General features: G+C 63.1%; 17 protein-coding genes. 6 read left to right on the top strand and 11 right to left on the bottom strand.

Translation table 11 applies throughout. From position 1 onward, the window contains the following. Positions 1-30 precede the first annotated feature (30 nt). Positions 31-966 (bottom strand): DUF2971 domain-containing protein, encoded by a 936-nt coding sequence (locus RM192_RS19270; protein ID WP_311509302.1) that lies wholly within the window; start codon positions 964-966, stop codon positions 31-33. A gap of 166 nt (positions 967-1,132) precedes the next feature. Here RM192_RS19270 and RM192_RS19265 point away from each other — a divergent pair, with 166 nt between their 5' ends. After that, the gene (locus RM192_RS19265; protein ID WP_311509301.1) at positions 1,133-2,197 is read left to right on the top strand and encodes a DUF1837 domain-containing protein; all 1,065 of its coding nucleotides are present in this window, start codon (positions 1,133-1,135) and stop codon (positions 2,195-2,197) included. After that, positions 2,197-4,722, top strand: coding sequence for a DEAD/DEAH box helicase (locus RM192_RS19260; protein WP_311509300.1), 2,526 nt, complete (start codon positions 2,197-2,199; stop codon positions 4,720-4,722). The genes RM192_RS19265 and RM192_RS19260 overlap by 1 nt, the downstream gene beginning before the upstream one ends. Before the next feature lie 10 nt (positions 4,723-4,732). Here RM192_RS19260 and RM192_RS19255 read toward each other — a convergent pair whose 3' ends face one another. Then, positions 4,733-5,005 carry a hypothetical protein gene (locus RM192_RS19255; RefSeq protein ID WP_305702415.1) on the bottom strand — a complete coding sequence of 91 codons (273 nt, stop codon included), beginning with the start codon at positions 5,003-5,005 and terminating at the stop codon, positions 4,733-4,735. A gap of 4 nt (positions 5,006-5,009) precedes the next feature. Then, positions 5,010-5,417: a DUF3768 domain-containing protein gene (locus tag RM192_RS19250; RefSeq protein WP_311509298.1), complete on the bottom strand. Its 408-nt coding sequence runs from the start codon at positions 5,415-5,417 to the stop codon at positions 5,010-5,012. 109 nt (positions 5,418-5,526) lie between these two features. Between RM192_RS19250 and RM192_RS19245 the strand changes: the two genes are divergently transcribed. Next, entirely contained in the window at positions 5,527-6,015 is a 489-nt protein-coding gene (locus RM192_RS19245) for a hypothetical protein (protein ID WP_311509297.1), read from the top strand. Between the two features lie 3 nt (positions 6,016-6,018). Here the strand turns inward: RM192_RS19245 and RM192_RS19240 are convergent, their stop codons facing one another. From RM192_RS19240 to RM192_RS19215, 6 genes are all read right to left on the bottom strand, one after another. Beyond that, positions 6,019-6,243 (bottom strand): hypothetical protein, encoded by a 225-nt coding sequence (locus RM192_RS19240; protein WP_311509294.1) that lies wholly within the window; start codon positions 6,241-6,243, stop codon positions 6,019-6,021. 23 nt (positions 6,244-6,266) lie between these two features. Beyond that, positions 6,267-6,872 carry a DUF6927 domain-containing protein gene (locus RM192_RS19235; RefSeq protein ID WP_311509291.1) on the bottom strand — a complete coding sequence of 202 codons (606 nt, stop codon included), beginning with the start codon at positions 6,870-6,872 and terminating at the stop codon, positions 6,267-6,269. Positions 6,873-6,883: 11 nt separating this feature from the next. After that, entirely contained in the window at positions 6,884-7,540 is a 657-nt protein-coding gene (locus RM192_RS19230; RefSeq protein WP_311509289.1) for a hypothetical protein, read from the bottom strand. 87 nt (positions 7,541-7,627) lie between these two features. Further along, positions 7,628-8,527, bottom strand: coding sequence for a zincin-like metallopeptidase domain-containing protein (locus tag RM192_RS19225; protein WP_311509287.1), 900 nt, complete (start codon positions 8,525-8,527; stop codon positions 7,628-7,630). After that, the gene (locus RM192_RS19220; RefSeq protein WP_311509286.1) at positions 8,524-10,191 is read right to left on the bottom strand and encodes an ATP-binding protein; all 1,668 of its coding nucleotides are present in this window, start codon (positions 10,189-10,191) and stop codon (positions 8,524-8,526) included. The genes RM192_RS19225 and RM192_RS19220 overlap by 4 nt, the downstream gene beginning before the upstream one ends. A gap of 72 nt (positions 10,192-10,263) precedes the next feature. Then, positions 10,264-12,336, bottom strand: coding sequence for a ParB/RepB/Spo0J family partition protein (locus tag RM192_RS19215; protein WP_311509285.1), 2,073 nt, complete (start codon positions 12,334-12,336; stop codon positions 10,264-10,266). Between the two features lie 205 nt (positions 12,337-12,541). Between RM192_RS19215 and RM192_RS19210 the strand changes: the two genes are divergently transcribed. From RM192_RS19210 to RM192_RS19200, 3 genes are all read left to right on the top strand, one after another. Further along, positions 12,542-13,000 (top strand): helix-turn-helix domain-containing protein, encoded by a 459-nt coding sequence (locus RM192_RS19210; RefSeq protein ID WP_226019481.1) that lies wholly within the window; start codon positions 12,542-12,544, stop codon positions 12,998-13,000. A gap of 12 nt (positions 13,001-13,012) precedes the next feature. Further along, the gene (locus tag RM192_RS19205) at positions 13,013-13,603 is read left to right on the top strand and encodes a PIN domain-containing protein (protein WP_311509283.1); all 591 of its coding nucleotides are present in this window, start codon (positions 13,013-13,015) and stop codon (positions 13,601-13,603) included. A 236-nt stretch (positions 13,604-13,839) separates the two neighbouring features. After that, on the top strand, positions 13,840-14,979 hold the full coding sequence (locus RM192_RS19200; protein WP_311509279.1) for a Fic family protein: 1,140 nt from the start codon (positions 13,840-13,842) through the stop codon (positions 14,977-14,979). Here the strand turns inward: RM192_RS19200 and RM192_RS19195 are convergent. Both RM192_RS19195 and RM192_RS19190 read right to left on the bottom strand, forming a co-directional pair. Further along, positions 14,966-19,195 carry a strawberry notch-like NTP hydrolase domain-containing protein gene (locus RM192_RS19195; RefSeq protein ID WP_311509277.1) on the bottom strand — a complete coding sequence of 1,410 codons (4,230 nt, stop codon included), beginning with the start codon at positions 19,193-19,195 and terminating at the stop codon, positions 14,966-14,968. The genes RM192_RS19200 and RM192_RS19195 overlap by 14 nt on opposite strands. Positions 19,196-19,263: 68 nt before the next feature. Further along, on the bottom strand, positions 19,264-19,662 hold the full coding sequence (locus tag RM192_RS19190) for a toprim domain-containing protein (protein WP_311509275.1): 399 nt from the start codon (positions 19,660-19,662) through the stop codon (positions 19,264-19,266). Positions 19,663-20,004: the final 342 nt, after the last annotated feature.

The following is a 20,004-nucleotide window of genomic DNA, read 5'->3' as shown; positions in this document are numbered from 1 at the left end:
GTAATGCGGCATGTGCGGGTTCGGTCACGTTTAGGCTCCGGGATCCTCTTCCGGTCCAGCGAGCTCAGCCACTGTACCGAGATCCTCTAAATCGTCGAGATCGTCCCAGACGATGTCCTTAAACATGAGGAAGCTGGGCTCCCGAACCGCCATCGCATCGATCTCGTCTCGATTGACCAGATACCGACGCAGTCCGAATCCGTCGTCCTTAGGGAGAACCTGCCAAATTTTGATTTGTGGATGATCGTTCAGGAGCTTGACTATGCTCTTGATGACAGACCCGTTGCATCTGAGTCCGAAGAGGATTGCGGTTATGCGAAACGGGGCGTCAGTGACGCCGTTCCTGTCGCGAACGTCGCGCCACTCCTTTTCGTACTTCCATTCATTCGACTTTGTATAGAAGTAGGTCTGAAACACCTGCTCCTGTGCTACCAAATCATCTCGGACCTTCCACCGATAAAGATCACTTGTCTTGATCGCGCGGGGGCCCTTGTAATCGACCGCCTTGAGACGTGGGTGCCCCTGATCGCGGGTGTCGTACTCAATGCAAATGCCACGATGCTCATCGGCATAGTGCGACCACATTAGCCCGCTCTTCCACGTCGCGGACAGCGAGAGCACGCCCTCATCTCCAAGTTCCAGGTCGAGCTCGTGTTTGATGGTGCTCGCGAGGGTGCGCATCAAATAGCTTTCGACCTCGGCATTAGTGCGGTAGTCGCCGTACTCTGAGGAATTATAGCGGAGACGGCCGATCTCATTGCGTCCCTCTTCCTCTTTCTTCCGTCTGACAATCATGCGGTAGAGCAAACGTTCGAGGTGTCTACGGTCGATATCCACGTCGATCGTGGGATCGCAGTCCAGCGGATCGTTGAAGGTAGATGGCTTCGCATAGAAGACCTCTGCCTCGGTTAGGGCGCGCAGTGTGTTCACACTAAAGGGTCTGTATTTGTATACCTTGTCCGGCATTGCCGTCCCTGTGCCTTGTTACGGAATTGCTTGCTAGAATTCGTGTGATTGACGGTTTGCCATCCCCAAGCATAACAACGGCTTCCCATGTGCAACACATTTGAGCAACGGCGAGAAGTGAGAAAATCGACATTATGACGATCGAGCCCTACGGACCTGCGCTTCGTTGACCGATACCACCGCCGTTCCGTCCGAACCGCCGACCGGCGCCCTCGAAGATGCGCTTGCGTCTCTCAAGCGCGATCTGTCCAAGCTGTCGATGCGGTTCAAGTCGGTCGATCATGCCGTGATGACCGATTGCAAGGCGTTGAAGCTCCGCCTCCACTATCCTGCGTTTAGGCAGCGCAAGCCGATGATTGCGGAACTAGTGGACACCGTCTCGACCTACATTGTCAATTTCTGCTTGCCCCGACAGCAGGTCACTGACCTCTACGAACAATATGGCAAGGTTTCGCCGGAGGACTTCACTAAGATGTTCGAGGTTCTCCGCCAGGAAGCCTTCGATCTCTTCAAGCGCGCCCATGTCGCGACGAACCGAAACGGCGAAGCCGGCGAACTGATACTGTACCTGCTGACGGAGTGGCTCCTTGAGGCGCCCCAGATCGTCGCGAAGATGTCGCTGAAGACGAACACCGAGATGCCTGTACATGGTGCGGACGGAGTGCACGTCCGATACTGTGCGGCGACGGGGCGGCTCTACATCTACTGGGGAGAGGCGAAGCTCTACGGCAGTTTGGACCAGGCGATCACGGAGGCGGCTAAGTCGATCGCCGAATCCCTGGACGACAAGAAGATCAAGCACGAGATTACGCTAGTGAAACGGCACCTGGATCTGTCGAGCCTGACGCCTCACGCCAAGAAGGCAATGCTCGACTTCCTCGATCCGTATGGTTCGGAATACACAAACCGCCACGACGTGATTTCCTGCCTCGTTGCCTTCGATTTCGACGCCTTTGCTTCTGTGCTGGCCTGCGAGGCCGATGCCGAGCACGAGTTCCGCAAGTTGGCTCTTGCTCAGCTTGAAGATGCCGCGCCGAAGATTGCCAAGGCTCTTAAGGCAAAGGGCATCGAGCACCAGGAGGTCGAGATGTTCATCATGCCGGTTCCGTCCGTGGCAACGTTGCGCGATCTGTTTCAAGACAAAATCGGCTGGAAGCATCCGGCCGCCGAGAAGGCACCGAAGAAAGGCCGCGGCAAGAAGCAGGCGCAAGATGAAGGGGACAACGCCTGATGCAGGAACTGGCTGATCAGATCTGGGGCAACAGCCGCTTCCACGACGCAGCGGCTCTTACCCATCGAACTTGGCTGGCGCGCGAGCTAGGAAGGCCACTTGAGCCGGAGGTGACCGTCGAAGAGGCAGTGCGGCTTATGCAGGCATCCGCGATCCTGGCTTGTTCGACGGATCCGGTGCATCGGAGCCTGGCATACCGTTCGGCGACCATGACGTACGAGGTGGTTGGCGCAAAGACGCTGCCCATGCAGCAGGCGCTCCGCGTTGTGCTTGCCCGGCTCGGCAACTTTCCCGCGCTGGAAACGCGCGAAGATGTCGGCCGCGCAGCTGCGGACCTGCCGCTAGATCTCGCGATTGAGGAGATGGCCCTTTCGGACCGGCGCCGCGTCTTACTGCGGGATCGCCCCGCGCTGCTAACGAGCTTCCAGCACGACCTGTGGTGCAAACTTGGCGAAGGGCGCAGCGTCGCCGTCGCCGCACCGACGTCCGCCGGAAAGTCCTTCATCCTTCAGGGCCATCTCGCGCGTGTGTTCAACGAGGCTGGGGAGCGCATCGTCGTCTACCTCGTGCCGACTCGTGCATTAATTGCCCAGGTCGCTCGCGATCTGGCAGACCTTTTCTTCGGAACGGAAGGGGCGCCGGAGATTGTCACCGTGCCGCTCGACGGAGATCAGCCGCTGCCAAATCGCGCGGTATTCGTGATGACGCAGGAGCGGACCCAGCTGATGCTGGCGGCGCATCCGGACATGAGCGCCGGGATCGTCATCGTCGACGAGGCGCACAGCATCGCCGACCAGGGCCGCGGCATTCTACTGCAGTGGGTCGTGGACGACCTGCTTCGTCGCCGCGCGGATGCACAGCTCCTTTTCGCCAGCCCGGGCATCCGCAACCTAGATGTGTTCGGTCGCACCTTCGGCCTCGATAGCGTGGAGACGCTTCCATCGACTGAGCCGACGGTTGCGCAGAACTTCCTGATCGTGCGCGTAACCTCGTCGCGCCAGGGCGAATTCTCGGTCTTAAACATCGAGCCGGGCGGCGAAGAGGCGCTGGTCGGCGAGTTCGCGATCGGACAAACGATCGCATCGAAGAAGGAGCGCCTCGTTCACATATCGGCCGCTCTCGGCAAAGGCGCGCCCTCCATCGTCTATGCGAACGGCGCCGCCGAGGCGGAAGACCTAGCCATCCAGCTGGCCGACCTGTTTGCGGACCGGGAGACTACGCCGCGGCGCGAGGCGGTGGCAGAGCTCGTCGCCCAGTCGGTACACCCATCCTACGTCCTGGCAGCGGCGATCCGTCGGGGTGTTGGCTTCCACTACTCCAACATGCCAACACAAGTTCGGCAGGCGGTGGAGGATGCCTTCGCGGATGGTGCGATCGACTTCCTAGTGTGTACCAGTACGCTTCTTCAGGGCGTGAACCTGCCGGCCCGCAACGTCTTCATGTGCAGGCCTGAGAAGGGGAGGCAGCGCCCTCTGGAGGGTACGGACTTCTGGAACCTCGCCGGTCGCGCCGGCCGGCTGCGCCGCGAGTTCCAGGGCAACATCTTCTTGATCGACTATGACGAGTGGAAGGCCAAGCCGCTCGATCAGGAGAGGGACAGCGAGATCGTGCCTGCCCTCCAAGACGGTGTCGCGCAGCGGCTGGAGGATCTCGTAGCGACGATGGCCGACGACGATAGTGACGACAGGAAGCCGGACGGTGACCTCGAGACCCTGTTCATCCGGCTACTAGACGACCATTCGCGCGGTGAGCTGCCGACAACGCTGTCGCGACTGACCGCGGCGGGCGTGCCGTCAACGTCGACCGAACGGGTCCAGACTGCGCTCGACGAGGTGGTCAAAGTGCTGACACTGCCCGTTGAGGTCGTTCGCCAAAGTCCGAACCTGTCACCGCATCGGCAACAGTCGCTTCACGCCGCACTACTCGCCAGAGTGGGTACGGACATGGAGAGCGTGCGCGCGCTGATCCCCGCGCATCCGCGCGAGAGCGGAGCATACTTCTCCTACGCATCGCTCCTGAGGCTTTGCCATACGCACCTGCTGGGTCTTCCAGAGAGCCACGGATCGCACCGGTACCATGCCTTGATGGCTGTGTTTTGGATGAGCGGCGACCCTCTCCCTAAGATCATCGACAACGCCATCAACTTCGACAAGAAGAAGAGCTCCCGGGCCGTGATCCGCAACACGCTCGAGACTATCGAGAAGGTGATCCGGTTCGAGGTGGTCCGGCTGATGTCATGCTACTGTGCCGTGCTCCTTAACGTTTTGAATGAGATCGGCCTGTCGGAGATGGCCGGCTCGGTGCCGCCAATTTCCCTCTATCTCGAGGTTGGTGCTTCGGACAGGTCGATGATCAGTTTCATGGGCCTCGGTTTGTCTCGTGTCGCCGCAGCCATTCTAAATGATGCCACCGTCAACAAGAACATGACCATCGCGGAGGCACGCATCTGGCTGAAGGAGGCCAACCTCGACATGTATGAGCTGTCCCCGCTTCTGGTCGAGGAGATACGCCGGGTGGCCCGCTGAGTGACTTGCTTTAGCTAGGGGGTTCGGCGCTTGGGTCGGCATCCAATCGGCGCCTCAATTCTGGAGCCACTTCGGCAAACTCCCTCACGATGTCGAGCAGTTCTGCAACTCGGCAGATCTCGCCGAACGTGCATCCACGCCAAAGCAACACTTCGGGCTCGCAGGCAAATTCTGGCGCGCCAAACACGATAGCAAAATAGGTGCTCAGGCCGGGATCCCACCCCACTGCTACTTCGAACACATCCGCACGGTTAGGCAGTGGCTTCAACGAATACCGGCTCATCGCGTCACCAATCGCTCGCCAGCATGATGGTCACGACGCGGAAGCTCTGTTGTGCGTCCCACGGCGTCTCCGATCCCCAGGCGAACGTGCCGTCGTTGGCGTAGACGTCGACCTTCCAGAATAACCTGTGGCCCTGGTGCTCGACCACACCGAAGTCGCGCTCGCCGTGCGGGTCGTTGCCAGGATCGATCGGCGTTTCGTTGATCAGCCGCCGCAGTGCGCGCTGTCCCATCATCAGGTTGAACTGGCGGGTGCCAGGATCGGGATCCTCTCCGGCAAGAATATCCGCGAGCGCCCGGGTGAACACGGTCTTCGAGTTCACAAGCGACCCTGCGCGGGCGGCATCATTGAGCGCGGCTATCTCGGTGGTGCGGTCGGTGTCGGCAGGGGCGGCCTGGGCAAGCTGGGTCATCAAACTCTCCTTTTACAATGATCGTCCGATGGACTCCCCCTCCCCTCCGCCTACCGGTTGACGGCGCTTGAGCGTTCACGCTACGTTCTTTCTCGAAAGGAAATTCCCGATGCCCATCGGCGCCCACACCGACCATTTCGATCTCGATATCGCGCTGCGCGATGCCTCGTGCGACCTCAATGTCCTGCCGCCGCGGCGCGCGATCGCAGCACTGTGCATCGGGGTCGATGTCGATGACGCCAATTTGTCGGTCCGCGAACTGCGCGAAGCGGTGTCACTCGTGCATGAAAACGCTCCCGGAGGGCGGGCGAAGCTCGCTCAGATCCTCAGCACGTCGTGCGACGATTTTCAGCGGGCAATCTACTACTGCCTCGCCGGGCGCGGTGTGGTCGAGATGGCCGAAGCGATGGACTGGTTACTGGGCATGCTGAAGGCGCGCGGCCGGACCGCAGCCTGGCTCAGCCGCTCGCGGGTGAGCCGCAAGGACCTCGTGTCGCCCTATGTGGCAGAAGCTCCGGACGGCCCGCTGGTCTCCTCGAACCCAGATTTCGAGCTCGGCCAGTCATGGTTCGTCGAGCGCGGACCGGAGCCGTACTGATCATCACGGCTCGGCGTCGTTGCAAGTGACGACCCGCGAGACCGTGCGGCCCGGCGTGGCCTTGCTCGCCAGCACCACGCGGAACGGCTGCAGCGGGTTTCCGGTCTTCACGACGGCCGTGTCGGTCAGGATATGCTCGGCAACCCGGGTTGCCACCCGATTGGCGTTCTCGATGCTGCATAAGCGCCCACGTTTGGGCGAGCGTTCGGGGGATGGCTGGTCCGACATGGCGGTGCAAGCTCGCGTGCCAGTCACAGCGCCGACGGGTCGACCGGGGCCGGCACGATCGTCCAGGCGCGGTTCATCAACTTGCTGATTTTCACGCCCATCCCGTCGTTCATCCGGCGCAAGATGGTCTTCCGGCCAGACTGGACCACCCGAAAGCTGCGTTCGATCTGCCCGTCGGTAAACGTCAGCGGTTCGGCCAGCACCAGCGTGTCGCCGGGGCGCGGCTTACGACGCGAGGTCAGCGCAAGTCGCGCCCGGCAAGCCTCGCGCCATTTGGCGGCGTATTCATTGCCGGGAGGACCCAGCAGATCCAGAATCGAGGCCGGGCAATCGTAGTGGTAGGGGCCCATGGTTTCGGACATGTCCTTGTATCCGAACTCCTCGCCGCTGCGTGCGCCGGGGTTCCATTTGACCAGGCAGATGATTGCGAAGGTTTCGCGCGGACCATCGGCGTCATAGCTCTGGCAGGCCGCGTAATAGGCACCGGACCGGACCGTCGATTTGAGCACCCGCAGCCCGGTCTCGCGGCCTTTGCCCGGATCGGGTGAATAGGTGCATTGGTTGTCGAGATAGGCCTTCGGCGTGCCGAAAGGCGACATCCCGCCGCGTGACATGAACAGCCAGCCCATGGGGTTTTCTCCTAGAGCAGCGCTTGGCTGCGCGGGTTGATGGAAAGGCCGGTCTCGCGGACGACCAGCGCGCGAAAGCTGTGCGGGGCGGCGAGGACGGCGATGTCGCAGAAGTGGTTGCGGTCGCCGAGGTAGTCCTGACGGCCCTTGCAGCGGCGGAACATGACCTCACGGCCAGGCCGGATGCAGGGGATCGAGACCTGGACGTAGATCTGGTCGCCATGGAGGGTAATCTCGCCTGAGACAGCGGGACCGGCGAAGTTGCTGCGCAGGTCATACTGATCGGGGTCCAGGTCCAGATGGCGGGCTGCGACCCGGAGCGCCGAGCGCGCTTCGCGGTGGAAGGCGCGTTTTGCTTCAGGGTCATAGCCGATCCCGCGCCGGGCAAGTGCGACCAGCGCGGGCTTGGACTTCAGCTCATCAATCTTGGCGATGCACTGGCGGCGCAGCGGCGTGTCCTCGGTGAAGGTCTCGTCCGGAGCATGGCCGAGCGCGATACGGCCGAGATGCCGGGCCAGCAGGATGGTCGCGGGATCGCGAGCCGGATCGATGCCGGCATTGCGCGCATCCTGCATCGCGTCGACCACAGCCTGGGTAGCGGTCGGGATGGTCGCGAGCCCGTCGGGCTGGAGCGCCCGGCGATAGCGGAAGTCGAGATCGTAGTTCATGGGTGTAAGCCTCCATCGCGCCCCATGGCGCGCCGGGCTCCCACCCCCTCCCCTTCCCGCTCGCCATGCGAGCGTTTCCGACTTCCGTTAGGCCGCTTCCTTGAGGTCGCCCGTGAGCGCCGGATCGAACTGGCGCAGCCACTTGACCGCCTGCTCTGCCTTGGCGGCTGCATGGAGGATCGCGGTCTTGTCCCCGCGTAGGATCTTCATCCAGTGGTGGATGTAGGCGGCGTGGCTGTCGTGGAGTTCGTTGGGCAGACCGTATTCGGCGCAGAGGGTAGCCTGGGTCAGCGAGGCAACGATCTCCTCGAAAGCATAGGCATCATCGCCGAACCTCTTGCCGAACTGCCGGTTGAGCCGTTTGGCAGACCCTGTAGCGTGACCCAATTCGTGACATCTTGTTGAAAAGTAAGCCTCAATGGAATGAAATGCCTGCGGATGCGGCAAGGTGACCGTATCGGTTCCCGGCGAATAGTGTGCGCTGTCGCCGCCATGGACGACGCGGATCGGGATTGCCTCCAGGAAGTCACGAACCCCGGCGGACAATTCGCCGATTGCCGCCGGGCTTGGCGGCTCGGGATAGTAGAGCCCCGGCAGCCCATCGATTTGCGAAGCGTTGAACACGTGGTTCCATTTCATGAACCGGATGGTCTTCTCAGTCGCCTCACCGGTCAGGCGATCGGTGTCAGTCTTGCGTGCCGAGGAATAGAATACGCTGAACGAGCCGCTCTCGCCCTTGCGAACGTGGGCCCCAAGCTCGGCTGCCTGACGAAACGTCATCCAGTAGGGGCTGGTGAAGCCGCGGCTTTCGGCGACCGCCCAAAGGAAGAAGGTGTTGATCCCCGTGTAGGAAAGTCCGTTGTGGCGTAGCGGACGGGTGCTGGTCGCCGACCAAGGTTTGAGCCACGGGGCGGTGCCGGCGGCGATCTTTTCGAGGATCAGGTCGGTGATTACCTGGGCGACATCGGGCTTCGGATGACGGGTCATTGGTCCGAGCCCTCCCTCGCGTCGACAAGGGTCAGGTGGTTTCCGCCGCTCGACCAGGCGAGCTGGAGCTTGCGTCCGTGCGGGATGCGCCAGGCTACGCGGTCGGCAAAGGCCATGCGGATGCCAGCAAGAATGGCGGCGTCATCTCCTTCAAGGATGGCATGGGCCCGCACGGCAGCGTCGTGGCGAAAGCGGGTCTCCTGGGTGTCGTAGCTGTCCGCATCGGAATCGTCCGAGGGCGAGAACACCGCATCGATGATGAGGTCGGTGAGATCGTTCGGATCGAGTTCCGAGCCCCGGGTGAGTGCAATCACCGCGCAGTCAGGATCGCCCCACGAATCATCGCCCTCCTGGATGACGAAGTCGGTCTCGACGTCGAGGCGGTGACCGTGCTGATCGGTCAGTTCGATCCTGATCGCGTCAGGGCGCCGTGTCAGGGCGTCGGGTTCACTCGCGGCCAACTGATCGCCGTCCTGCGTGAAGCTCTCTCCGGTGCGGATGAAGCAGGACAGCGCGTCGTACCATGGATAGCCGATGAAATTGGTGATCGGCTCATAGAACGCGCGGGGGTCCGGTCCGCCGAGCTTGTGCGGCTCGCCGCCATTCGAGCGCCGGAGCGCGCGGCCGAACGTCACCGAATCATAGGAGTCCGTGTCATCGTAAATGGTGGCGCACGGCTCAAGATCAGCGAAAGCGGGGACCGGGCGATAGTCGTCGCGGGCAGTGGAGGGCGACCAGAGCGGCAGTTGCCGCGCCGCTTGGGGGAAATTGTCGCAGTAGAACCGTGCCTCGAGCCAGTCCTCGAAACTCAGTCGGTGCAGCGGTTCGGCGTAGATGACCGAGAAGATCGCCCGCCGGCACAACGCCACGAGGTGGTCGAGCGCGGTGTTGCGGTAGATCTCCTTGCGGGCGGGCAGGACGAGGACGAGATCCGGGGAATCGACGATATCGACCTGGACGCTCCACTGGGTGTGGTGGACCTCCTTGATTACCGGGAAAGCGTGCTTGAGGGTTACCCCGTGGAAATTGAGCGTCGCCACGTGCGGCGAATGCCGGTCGCGGAACACCCCGATGCGATAGCCATCGCGCTCGATGACTTTGTAGGCATCGGCGAGGAAGTCGGCGCGGGCGAGGTCCTTGCCGTTGTAACTGACCGGCAATGAAAAGAATCGCGCCGCCGCTTCAACGGAGCGCTCAAGCTTGCCATCGGGCCCGGGCAGAAAGTGGAACGCGATAGTCGTGCCGCGCGGGCCATCCCAAGGGAGCACATCGATGTCGGCCTCACCGGTCCAGGCATCGCCTGCGATCGCCAGCGAGAACGAGCCAACAGCACTGGTGGAACTCACCACCGTGTCGAGTCCGGCGAGGCTGAAAAAGCCCATCCCGGCAGGATCCTCGCGGGTCCGGCATTCACCGGGCCAATCGGACTGCCCGAGCGACACAAGATCGACCGGATCGGCTATGCCCGCGCCATCGTCATCGACGGTGATCAGGCAGGCATCGTCGAGATGCTCGGCCGTGACCACGACGCGGGTGGCGCCGGCGCGGCGCGCGTTTTGGAAGAGTTCGGCGAAGATGTCGTCGAGGGTCCCGTTGAAGATACGGGTCACCTTGGAGATTGCTTGCGGAGAAACCCGGGCGCGCAATTTGGTCAGCGTGGTCATGAGACATGTCCTGTGTGCGGGAGACGTGCAGCCGCAGGCGCCTCGGCCTGCGGCTGCTTCGCGGGGGATGGATCAGGCGTCGACAGGCTCGGCCGCGACGACCTCCTGGTCCTCGTTGGCTTCCAGTCCGTCGTCCTCACTCTCCGGCGCGGGGTTGCCCCCAGCTTCGATCGGCGCCTGCTCGTCCTCGGTTTCGCTGGCGGCGATGGCCCGGAACCGCATCGCTTCGGGCACCCAAGCAAGTGCGGCTTCCTTGACCTCGGGCGCGACGATGGTTTCGCCGGCGAACAGTTTCTCGCAGGAGGCCGAGAGGTCTCCCTTCTTCGAGCCCATGAAGCTCGCCGCCATTGTCGGGCCGCCGACCTCGCTGACATGAGCGAGCAGCGTCTGCTTGCTCACGCGGTCGAAGTAGTTGGCCGAAGTCGGCCGCCAGTGGCTCGCGACATTGATCCCCATCAGCGTGGCAAGGTGATCGTGGAGATCGATCTGTTCGGGACCGCCCTGGCCGGGCTTCTTGTCGATGCCCATGCTGGCTTCAAGGGTCTTGGCCATGCACCAGGCGAGCCAGCTCGCCTTGGCATCGTCGTCGAGCGCGCTGAACGCGGCGAACCGGTCGACTGTGCGGGGGTGCTCGGTCCAGGACATATCGAGCGTCTCGCGCATGTCGGCCATCAGCGTGTGCGCTGGGCTCTCGGGGTAGCTCGCGAGGTAGAGCAAGGGTGACGGCGCGCGCAGCGTCGTGCCGAGAGCCTGGGCGCTGTAGAGCGCGCGCGAGTCCGCAATGGCGAAGATCAGGTAGTCGAGGGCGATCGCCGGGTTGGACGCGAGATTGATCGCGAGGATGTCGCGGCGCTGGACGGCGAGTTCCTCGACCAGCTTCTGCGACAGCGGCTTGGGAGCCGAACTGGTGCCTGCGCCCTCCCCTGCACCGCCATCTGCGCCGCCCTGCGTATCTGCACCGCCACGCGCCTTGCGCTTCTCGAGCGGCTTGTCGCTGTAGAGGCCGCTGGCCACGGTCGGTTCGCCGTCGGCGCCGATTATGACGAAGCAGCCGACATTGGCCTTAATCTCCTCGGGGATCACCGGCGGTTTGTCGTGGAGCGCATCGTAGGCATTGGTCGCGGCGTCCCAGCGGGCCTGGAATTCGGCGGCAGCAGTCTCGTCGTCCTCGTCGACGCCTTCGCTTTCCGCTTCGAGCGCGGAGAGCGTCTCCATGAGGCGGTCGGCTTCGGCCTGCTCCTCGTCGGAGAGCGGTGCGGGTTCGAGGTGGACCTGGTGGAGATCTTCGGTTGCGCCGTAGGTCACGCGGGTCTCAAGGATCGGCCGCACCCAGGCGTAGCCCGAGGTTTCGGCGATCTGGGTCGCAAAGGACTGGAGCTTCTCGCCGGCGAGACGCTGGGCGATCTCGGCGTCGATCCAGGTCTCACCGCCATCCTCGGTGAAGAGGTCGCGCTCGATCCGCCCGCCGGCCGCGAGGTAGTCAGTCTCGCTCGCGAGCTTCGCCATCGGCGAGGATGAGCGCACCGCGCTGTGGGTGATCATCCGGCGGATGGAATCGGCCTGGTTGCCCTGCCAAGAGTTCGAGAGTTCGTTCCACACTAGCATCTGGCGGTCGTGATTGGGGGTCGTGGCGTAGGCCTTGGCGACGTCGAGGGTGATCTTGCCTTCCTCGAGCGCGGTGAAGATCGGATCGGCAAGGTCGGCGAGGCGCAGACGGCCCTCGATGAATCGTCGGGTGCGGCCGAACCGCTTGGCGATCGCGTCGAGGTCGCTGCCCTCATTGACGAAGTGCTTGTAGGCTCGAATTTCATCGGTCGGGGTCATGTCGAGGCGGATCACATTCTCGATCAGCGACAGCTCGGACTGCTCGGCGGCATCGATGTCGAGCACGCGGCAGGCGACGGGGTGATCCTTGGGCAGCTTGCCTGCCTCGAGGAGAAAGTTCAGCGCACGTAGGCGGCGCCCACCAGCGGTTACGTCGAACATGCCTCGCTTCTTGGCCGGCGCGACGATGAGGTTCTGGAGGAGGCCTTTTGCCTCGATGTTGGCGGCGAGTTCCTCGATGAAAAGGTTGCTGTCGTTCTTGCGCACATTGGCCTCGGACAAGCGCAGCTTGCCAAGCGGGATCATCTCGATGTCGTTCATTGGGGGTGCTCCTGAAAGCTGGATTGACCGAGCCCTTCGGCTCACCCCTTCCAGCCCCCCTCCCCTCGACATTTCAGGAACGGGCATTGAAATTCAGACCAATGGATTACGGCGATAGGCCGGAGTCGCGGAACCTGAAGTGGAAAAATTGGTTGCGTTTATTGCGAATATTCGATAGGCAATATTGCCATCACGGAGAGAGCCAATGACCCTGCCAGCCAACGCCTTGCCCTTTGGCAACAGGCTGCCCTCGGCCGATGATCGGCAGATCGCCAACCAGCTTCGCCGAATTCTTGCCGCTCAGAAGGCCGGCGAGGCCAAGCTGCGCGTGCCCGATCCGAAGACCAGAAAACCCGTTGAAATCGCCCTTACACCGGCGATGTCGGATTTGTTCTTGGAATTGCTACGCCACATTGGTAGCGGCGATGCCGTCACGCTCGTTCCAATTCAGCAGATGCTGACTACTCAGCAAGCGGCCGACCTGCTCAATATGTCGCGGCCTTACCTCATCAAGCTGATCGAAAAGGGCGATATCCCCCACAGCATGGTCGGGAGGCATCGTCGTCTCAAGGCAGAGGATGTGTTCGCCTACAAGGCAAAGCGTGATGAAACGCGCGCCAAGGCGATGGACGATCTGCTTTCGGGCGACGCGGACCTTTATTGATCGCCGGCCGCCATGTTCGCCAATCGTTACACAGCTCTCGTTGATGCCTGCACTCTCGTCAGCGCCCCTCGGCGGGACCTGCTACTCACGCTGGCCGAAGCGGAGTTCTTCCGAGTGCGATGGTCTCAGCGGATCCTCGATGAAACGCAAAACGCACTGGGCAGGATTTTCGCCGAGCGCGGCATCCAAGATTCGACATCGCGCGCGGCGCGCTCGGTCGAGGCCATGCACCGCGCCTTCCCGGAAGCTCTGGTAATGGCTCACACCTCGCTTGCGTCGATGACCTTCGGGCTTCCGGATGCGAACGACGAACATGTGCTGGCGGCCGCTGTCCAGACACAGGCCCAAGCAGTGGTCACAGAGAACATCGCAGACTTCCCCGAGGCAGTCCTGGCACCGCTCAACATCGAAGCACGAACTGCAGATGAGTTCATCGCCGACACCATTGCTCTTGATGAAGGCAAGGCGGTTGCCGCAATCCGAACATTGCGCACTCGGCTTACGCGACCGGAAATGTCGGCAGAGGGCTACTTGAGGTCGCTAGAGGCCCATGGGCTGTTCGTCACCGCCTCACTGCTCAACAACCACATCGAATCCATCTGAGGTCCATTCGCGTCTCGATCGCTGACGTGAGGTAGGCCGGTCTAACAGCGCGGTCCTATTTAACATCGCTGATGTTAAATGCGCTCAAGGCACCCGTGCGCCGATCATGGCCTCGTTGAAGCGCCCCCTGAACTTGCGCTCGGAAATCGGCGAAAAGCGCCCTGTGAGGCATAAATTATCGCTTTACGCCTCATAATGGGCTACCCGGTGAGTTATAAAGTGGGAACGAATGCCTCATGAAGTGGAATTGGCAGCAGCCGGACTGGCCTAATTTTCGCTGGAGCAGCGAGGCCCTGGCCGTGCACGACGCCCGCTTTCTGCAGCAATCCGGGATCATGATCGGCGTGGTGAAACACCTTGGCGACGAGGACCGCACCAGCGTCGTGCTCGACGTCATGACCGACGAAGCGATGAAGACTTCGCAGATCGAAGGCGAACTGCTCAATCGCGACAGCGTCGAGTCTTCACTGCGCCGCGAGTTCGGGCTCGAAACCGAAGCCCGCCGGATTCCGCCCGCCGAACGCGGCATCGCGGAAATGATGATGGCGCTCTACCGAGATTTCGCCGCCCCGCTGACCGAAGCGGTCTTGGGCGACTGGCATCGCCTGGTCTTGAGTGGACGCAGCGACATCGACGTCGTTGGCCGTTACCGCGAGCACGAGGACGCGATGCAGGTCGTCTCGGGCGCATTGCACAAGCCTACCGTGCATTTCGAAGCACCGCCGTCGCGCGAGATGGCAGCGGAAATGGCGCGGTTCCTCGAATGGTTTGCCGCCACCGGCCCGGGTGGCGCTACGCCGCTTCCTGGCCTCACCCGGTCGGGCCTTGCCCACCTCTACTTCGTGACCATTCACCCTTTCGAAGACGGCAATGGCCGTATCGGCCGCGCGATCGCGGAGAAAGTGCTGTCGCAGGCAATCGGGCAGCCTAGCCTGATCGCGCTGTCGCAGACCATCCAGCGGCGGCGCTCGGCCTATTACGACGCACTCGAAGCGGCGAACAAGTCCAACGAGATCTCCGACTGGCTCGCCTATTGGGCCGAGACTGTCCTCGAGGCGCAGACCCACAGCTTGTCGCTGATCGACTTCCTGCTGGAGAAGACCCGATTCCACGACCGGTACCGGGGAAAGCTAAACGCGCGGCAGGAAAAAGTCGTGGCGCGGATGTTCCGCGAGGGGCTCGAGGGGTTCAAGGGCGGGCTCAGCGCGGCCAACTACATCAAGATCGCCGACACCTCGCGGGCCACGGCAACCCGCGATCTTCAGGAACTGGTCGCGCTCGGCGCGATGGGGCAAACGGGAACGCTCAAGGCCACCCGTTACCATTTGATCCTCAATGCTGTTGCCGGGACAAACCCGCCGGTCAATCAGGCGTAGTCCCTGAGCCCGTCATCGCATGCAGAATGGCCTCGGCCTTGTCGGTCGGCACGAACACCCGTGTTTTGTAGGCGATGATCTCGGTGAAGCAGCCAAGGGCCTTGAGTTCGGGGATGCGGGCCGCCTCTGCGCCGACGATCTCGATCCGCCTCGCCCCGTTCACACGAGAGGTCCTTACGGTGAAGTTAAGCGGATGCGGTGCCTTCCACGTGCCGCCACCCAGAACAGCCTGGGCGATCTTGGCGGGATCGGTCTGCGCCTTGCGTGATACGCCGAGTTTCTCGAGCGTCGCATCGACATAGAGGTCGTGAACATGTCGGCCGAGCCACGAAGCGCCAGTCCTGTCGACGATGCGGTTGACCGTCAGGTCCTCCTTGGGAAGCGCCCCCCAGATCGGCAGCAGCAGGCCGGTAGCAAGGAACACGGTCTCGGTGACCAACTGGTTCTCGTCCGCGGCGTATTCTGCCTCCCACAGCGCGCTGAATGCAGCCTTGGTCGCTGGCTCCCAGGCAGTCTCGTCCAGCCTTCCCGCAAGGATGTATTCGCTGCGCAGCGGCCGCACGAGCTCGAACCGGCGGATCAGTTCGCCCTCCTCGTCCATGTGCGAGGGTGCAGGGATCGCGAGCGCAACCTTGCCCGACTTGCCGTTGCGCAGGAACAGCGGCTTGTCTTCGTAGCTCGCCATTTTCAGCACGCGCTCGAGCGTGAGCAGCTTGCGCCGCTGGGTGAGCGACAGTTCGAGCAGGTGCGATGTCGCTCCCGTCACCGGATCGGTGCGGATTACCGTGTCCGACAGCACTTCGCAGGTCTCGGCTGCGACGGTCTCAACGCCAATGTCGAAGGTGCCGGCTTCCTTGGCCGCCGAAACCCGCGTTTCAACGAGGGTGAGGAACTCCTCGAACACGGCATTCTGCACCGCGATTTTCATCGCGAGGATGCGGTTGAGCCAGCGCTGGATTGGCGGCAGGTCCTCGCGCAGCACCCCATCCTGGTCGGTAAGCTCAAGCCCGCTCATGGTCTGGAACTCCTTGAGCGAGGTGCTCTTGAGTTTGCCGGTGGCGAGCAGCCCGTACCAGTCGTGCAGCGCGTGCTTGGCGTAGGCGCTCTCGAGGTTGTCCGAAGCATCGAACATCCCTTGTCCGCCGGTCTGGCGCTGGCCGCGGGTTAGCGCGCCCAGCGCATCGAGCCGCCGCGCGATCGTGCTGGTGAATCGGGCCTCGCCCTTGCAGTCGGTGGTGACGGGTCGGAACAGCGGCGGACAGGCCTGATGCGTGCGGTGCGTTCGCCCCAACCCCTGGATTGCGCGGTCCGCGCGCCAGCCCGGCTCGAGCAGAAAATGCACGCGGCGCTGCTGGTTCTTGGCATCGAGGCTCGCGTGATAGCTACGGCCCGTCCCGCCGGCATCGGAGAACACCAGGAGGCGTTTTGCACCGGTCATGAACGCGGTGGTCTCGGCGAGGTTGGTGCGCGGCGAGCGGCTTTCGAGGCGCTGTTGGCCGCTGCCATCGCGAACCAGGCGCTTCGACCGCCCCGTCACTTCGGCCACGGCGCTCACCCCATAATGATCGAGCAGGGCATCGAGCGCGGTCGGGATCGGCGGCATGGCGCAGATATGCTCGATCAGCTGCTCGCGCGCGGCCTCGGCCTGAGGGTTGTGAACGGGGTTGCCGGCCTCGTCCCACATCGGCCGCGAACGGACGTCTCCTAGATCATCGACATATTCCTCCATCTGCCGGGTCGGGAAAGCGCGGGTGAGGTAGTCGGCAATCGCTTCCCTCGGCGACAGGTCCAGTTCCAGCGCCTCGCGTTCTTCGGGATCGAGCTCATTGAGCCGCCGGTTGAGGATGGATTCTGCCGTGCTGACCAGCTGAACCACGACACTTTCGTTCTGGGCCAAGTGCTCGTCGATCGCCGGGTAGATCGAGGGCAGCTTCAGCGAGAGCAGAACCTGCGCGAAGAAGCGCTGCTTGGTCCCCTCGAACCGGCTGCGCGCCGCAGCCTTGGCGCCGCTGTTGAGCGTGCGGTTTTCGAGGCTATCGACCACGCCGGTGAGTTCGAGCGCCGCCTCGAGGTTCTGGTGGATGATCGTCCAGGCCTCGCAATAGGTGTCGTAGATCGCGATCTGATCGAGGCTGAGATCGTGATGCAGGATGTCGTATTCGATCCCGGCGAAGCTTAGCGCGCGGGCAAGATAGAGCCCCGAGGCCTTGAGGTCGCGGGCGACAAGTTCCATCGCGGCAATGCCTCCGTCGCGGATCTCGGAGATGAACTGCTCGCGGTTGGCAAAGGCCGTGCCCGGTCCCCAGAGACCAAGCCGCACCGCATAGGCGAGGTTGTTGACGTCGGAGGCACCGGTGGCGGAGGCGTAGAGCACCCGGGCGCGCGGCAGCGTGTTCTGCAACAGCACGCCGGCGATACCTTGGAGTGAACCCTGTTTCTGGCCGAGCGCGCCTTCCCCGCCGGCAACGCCGCCCATCTCGTGGGCTTCGTCGAACACGATCACGCCTTCGAACGCGGGGCCCGCCCAGCGGACGATCTGGTCGAGCCGGGTGTCCTCGACCCGGGCCGAGCGCAGCGTGCCATAGGGGACGAACAGGATGCCTTCAGGCGCAGTGATTTCCTCGCCGATCTTCCAGCGCGCGAGATCGATTATATCGGACGGCAGCCCGCCGATCGCGGTCCAGTCACGCTGGGCATCTTCCAGAAGAGGCGCATTCTTCGAGATCCAGATGTGGCGGCGATTGCCCTTGAGCCATTGGTCGAGAATGCAGGCCGCCGCCTGCCTCCCCTTCCCCGCCCCGGTGCCGTCACCGAGGAAGAAGCCGGTGCGGTAGAGTTGGCCCGCGGTGTCTTCGTTGAGCGCCACTTCGCCGGGGGTCTGGCTGAAGCGGCCATGGAGGTCGCGGCTCCAGGCTTCGCCCGCGTAGATCACGGTCTCGAGCTGGGCGGTCGAGAGCAGCCGCGCGGTCACCGTGCGCTCGGGCAGGCATGGCACGTAACCCGGCTTCGGCGCGGCGATCGACGCCATGGCAGCCGATTCAACCAGATGGGTCGGATGCTCGCCCGCTTCGGGGATGACTACGCGCGAGGGGCGATAGTCGGCGTAGACTCCGCGCTGTTCGCCCATGGCTGCGGCTTCCTCGAGCACCTGGTAGGCGACGGGCCTTACCTCGTTGGTTTGCGGTGCCCGCACGATCACCGGGCGCGCCGGGCCGCTCTTTACCGACCGGAACAGGCTGAGTTTGGGGCGTGGTGCGGCTGCCGTCGCAGTCTCGCGCAGGGCCGCGCGCGGAGGGACCTCGCTGATCGCCGCGAACAGTTCGCTGACCGAACCTCGATTGATCGTCGAGACCGAGATATCGCCTGGCACCTTGTCGATCACCAGCATCCGGACGGCGATGCCGGTACCGTGCTTGGCATAACCGCCCTTGTCGAGCCGCAGCGACAGCACGACGCGCGCGCCTTCGAGGGTGCGGCGGAACACCTCGCCTTCCCGCGACGACGGGGCGAACCAGTCGGGCATGATTGCCACCACCCGGCCGCCGGGCAGCAAGTGGTCGAGCGCGGCGCGCAGGTGCCTGGCCGCGGTATTCTGGTCTTCACCGCGTGACTGCGAGATTGAGAACGGCGGGTTCATCACGATCACGCTCGGCCGCTCGGTGCCAGCAAGCAGCGCAGCAATCTTGGCCCCGTCGTGCCGGTAGACCGCCGTGCTCTGGAACAGGCCTTCGAGGAGGTCAGCGCGGGTGAGCTCCAGTTCGTTGAGCAGACACTGCTTCACGGTGCCCTTCGCCAGCGAAGCGATGATCCCGGTGCCCGCGCTCGGTTCGAGGAAGACGTCGTCGGACCCCAGGCGGGCCAAATGGACGGCAAGGCAGGCCAGCGCCGGTGGTGTCGAGAACTGCTGGAAGGCGATCTGGTCTTCGCTCCGCACCGTGTGGGTTGGCAGTTCCCTTGACAGTGCCTCGAGCGTGCTGATCGCATCCCATGCGTCCATCCGGCCGACCAATTCCGGGATTGCGATTGCGAGCGCCACTTCGAGCGCCTCGAAGCTCTCGCGCTGGGTCCAAGCGCCGGCGGCATCGGTCGCACCGGCGCTTTCGGTCATGGCCTGGGTGAGGGCGGCCCGGTCGATCGGAATGGCGAGGAGCAGCTTGGCGGCAAGAGTGCGCGCAGCACCAAGAATGGCGCTGCTGCGTGAGATCGTAGCGGTCATGTAGGTCTCCGGGAGATTTGTGAGGTCTGCTGCCGACCGGCGGCACATCCCCTGCAGCCCCTCTCCCCTCACCGCTTCAGGAGCTGTGCCCAGTCATTCATGCATCCCGGTGGCCATTCGGAGTCGATGGCGAGTCCGGGTCGGACCAAAGCTTCACGCGCTTTCGCTTCGGCGCGGCGCCCTTCCGGGTCGTTGTCTGCAAGCAGGATCACACGCTCGACGCTCGGCGGAAGCTCGACCTGGTGGAAGCGCTTGGCACCCATGCTGGACCACGCCTGGATGCCGGTGAGCGAGGAATAGGCCGCAGCGGTTTCGAAGCCTTCGCACAGACCAATCGTCTTGCCCGGCAGCCCGTTCGTCCATGCAGCGCCGACCGCGCGTCCGAGTACGAGTTTTTCTGTGTAGCTGGCGCTCTTAGGATCGAGAAAAATCCGCTGAATTGCAGCGATCTCACCTGCCTTGCGCATGGCGACGAGCAAAGCGGGCTCAAATTGGACCAGCCTCCCCTGCCCTCTGGGACAGCGCGGATGATAGCGCAGGTCGTCAAGCGGAGCCCAGATGTTGCGGATCTCCCGGACATACCGTTCGGCCAGAGTGCCCTCGATCGGTCGGCCGGCCTGCCAGATGGCTAGATAGGCCGATGGCTGGCGAGCCTGCCGACCTGAACTCTCTGTAGTGCCAATGATTGGGAGATCAGCAATCCTGCGCAGTGCTCGGAGAACATCGGTCGCATCGCAACCAGCATGACAGGTCACGAGGATGCCGCGATCGCCTTGCCTGATCGCCAGTGACGGGGTTCGGTCTGCATG

Origin of the sequence: Novosphingobium sp. MMS21-SN21R (genome assembly GCF_031846015.1) — a bacterium.
In the GTDB taxonomy this organism is placed as follows: domain Bacteria; phylum Pseudomonadota; class Alphaproteobacteria; order Sphingomonadales; family Sphingomonadaceae; genus Novosphingobium.
The sequence above is the reverse complement of the archived record's forward strand: the minus strand, read 5'-3'. Positions and strand labels throughout refer to the sequence as shown.

What these genes read in the sequence shown, in the direction of transcription:
- RM192_RS19270 (WP_311509302.1), bottom strand. Translation starts at nt 966, where the DNA reads ATGCCGGACAAGGTATACAAATACAGACCCTTTAGTGTGAACACACTG.
- RM192_RS19260 (WP_311509300.1), top strand. Translation starts at nt 2,197, where the DNA reads ATGCAGGAACTGGCTGATCAGATCTGGGGCAACAGCCGCTTCCACGAC.
- RM192_RS19255 (WP_305702415.1), bottom strand. Translation starts at nt 5,005, where the DNA reads ATGAGCCGGTATTCGTTGAAGCCACTGCCTAACCGTGCGGATGTGTTC.
- RM192_RS19250 (WP_311509298.1), bottom strand. Translation starts at nt 5,417, where the DNA reads ATGACCCAGCTTGCCCAGGCCGCCCCTGCCGACACCGACCGCACCACC.
- RM192_RS19245 (WP_311509297.1), top strand. Translation starts at nt 5,527, where the DNA reads ATGCCCATCGGCGCCCACACCGACCATTTCGATCTCGATATCGCGCTG.
- RM192_RS19240 (WP_311509294.1), bottom strand. Translation starts at nt 6,243, where the DNA reads ATGTCGGACCAGCCATCCCCCGAACGCTCGCCCAAACGTGGGCGCTTA.
- RM192_RS19235 (WP_311509291.1), bottom strand. Translation starts at nt 6,872, where the DNA reads ATGGGCTGGCTGTTCATGTCACGCGGCGGGATGTCGCCTTTCGGCACG.
- RM192_RS19230 (WP_311509289.1), bottom strand. Translation starts at nt 7,540, where the DNA reads ATGAACTACGATCTCGACTTCCGCTATCGCCGGGCGCTCCAGCCCGAC.
- RM192_RS19225 (WP_311509287.1), bottom strand. Translation starts at nt 8,527, where the DNA reads ATGACCCGTCATCCGAAGCCCGATGTCGCCCAGGTAATCACCGACCTG.
- RM192_RS19220 (WP_311509286.1), bottom strand. Translation starts at nt 10,191, where the DNA reads ATGACCACGCTGACCAAATTGCGCGCCCGGGTTTCTCCGCAAGCAATC.
- RM192_RS19215 (WP_311509285.1), bottom strand. Translation starts at nt 12,336, where the DNA reads ATGAACGACATCGAGATGATCCCGCTTGGCAAGCTGCGCTTGTCCGAG.
- RM192_RS19210 (WP_226019481.1), top strand. Translation starts at nt 12,542, where the DNA reads ATGACCCTGCCAGCCAACGCCTTGCCCTTTGGCAACAGGCTGCCCTCG.
- RM192_RS19205 (WP_311509283.1), top strand. Translation starts at nt 13,013, where the DNA reads ATGTTCGCCAATCGTTACACAGCTCTCGTTGATGCCTGCACTCTCGTC.
- RM192_RS19200 (WP_311509279.1), top strand. Translation starts at nt 13,840, where the DNA reads ATGAAGTGGAATTGGCAGCAGCCGGACTGGCCTAATTTTCGCTGGAGC.
- RM192_RS19195 (WP_311509277.1), bottom strand. Translation starts at nt 19,195, where the DNA reads ATGACCGCTACGATCTCACGCAGCAGCGCCATTCTTGGTGCTGCGCGC.
- RM192_RS19190 (WP_311509275.1), bottom strand. Translation starts at nt 19,662, where the DNA reads ATGCGCAAGGCAGGTGAGATCGCTGCAATTCAGCGGATTTTTCTCGAT.